The organism is Erythrobacter donghaensis, assembly GCF_001557325.1.
Lineage (GTDB): Bacteria > Pseudomonadota > Alphaproteobacteria > Sphingomonadales > Sphingomonadaceae > Erythrobacter > Erythrobacter donghaensis_B.
This window is the reverse complement of the sequence record NZ_LSJS01000226.1, coordinates 1-977: the sequence shown is the minus strand read 5'-3', so window position 1 is coordinate 977 and position 977 is coordinate 1. Positions and strand designations below refer to the sequence as shown.

Genomic DNA, 977 nt, shown 5'->3' with positions numbered 1-977 from the left:
GCGGGCAGAAGCGAAATCCCAGCATCGCGCACAGGGCGAAGACATGATCGGTCGCTCCGCCGGTGTCGGTGTAATGCTCGACGATCCTGAGATCGGTGCCATGGCTGATGAGGCCGTCGAGGACATAGGGCGCTTCATGCGTGGCGGCCGAGATCACATTGACGTGGTAGGGCCCGCGCTGATCGGAAACATGGGTGTAGAAGCTGAAGCCATGATCGACGCCATAGCGGGCGTTGATGTCGCCGCCCGATGCGCCGCGCTTCGCGCCCCTGAAGAACTGACCATCGGAACTGGACGTTGTGCCGTCGCCCCATACCCGCGAGAATGGCAGGCGGTGGTGCGCGTTGATGAGGACGGCGAGCGCCGCGCGGTAGCTCTCGTCGCGGATATAGGCGTCATGGGTCCATAGGAGTTGATCGCGCGTGACGCCCTGGCTCGCGGCGGCCATGCGCGACAGGCCGAGATTGGTGGCGTCGGCGAGGATCGTGGCGAGCAGCGCATTTTCATTGGGACATAGCTCGCCGGTGCGCAGGTTGGTGAACGCCGAAAGAAAGCCAGTTTCCTGCGCCACCTCATGTAGCAGTTCGGTGATACGGATGCGTGGCATCATCGCATCGAGCCGGTCGGCCAGGGCTTCGGCGTCGGGCGTTGCGATCGTACGAACGGGGGATATCTGGAGGCGGCCGTCGCGGTATCGCACACCCTCCAGAGCGTCGCGCTTCAGGCTCCGGGCGAATTTCTTCAGCCGCCAGTCCAGTTCGCGGCCCCGCTGTTCGAGCCATTCGCGGGCTGTGGGTGGCAGACCAAGAGCCGACACGATCGGCTTGGCCTTCGGTTCGCTTAGCAGGTAGCTGTCGAACTGGCGGTATCCCGTCGATCGTTCCACCCAGACATCACCGGAGCGCAGCTTGTTGCGCAGATGGGCTCTGTTGCAAACTCTGATGCGGTTGCCAAGGTTGGGCCCTTGGATTGGTAAG

1 protein-coding gene is annotated in these 977 nt (G+C 63.4%); it reads right to left on the bottom strand.

The window, feature by feature from the left end; all coding sequences use genetic code 11:
- Positions 1-977: Tn3 family transposase (locus AX692_RS14000; protein WP_155646322.1), on the bottom strand; the 977-nt coding region annotated here is incomplete at both ends.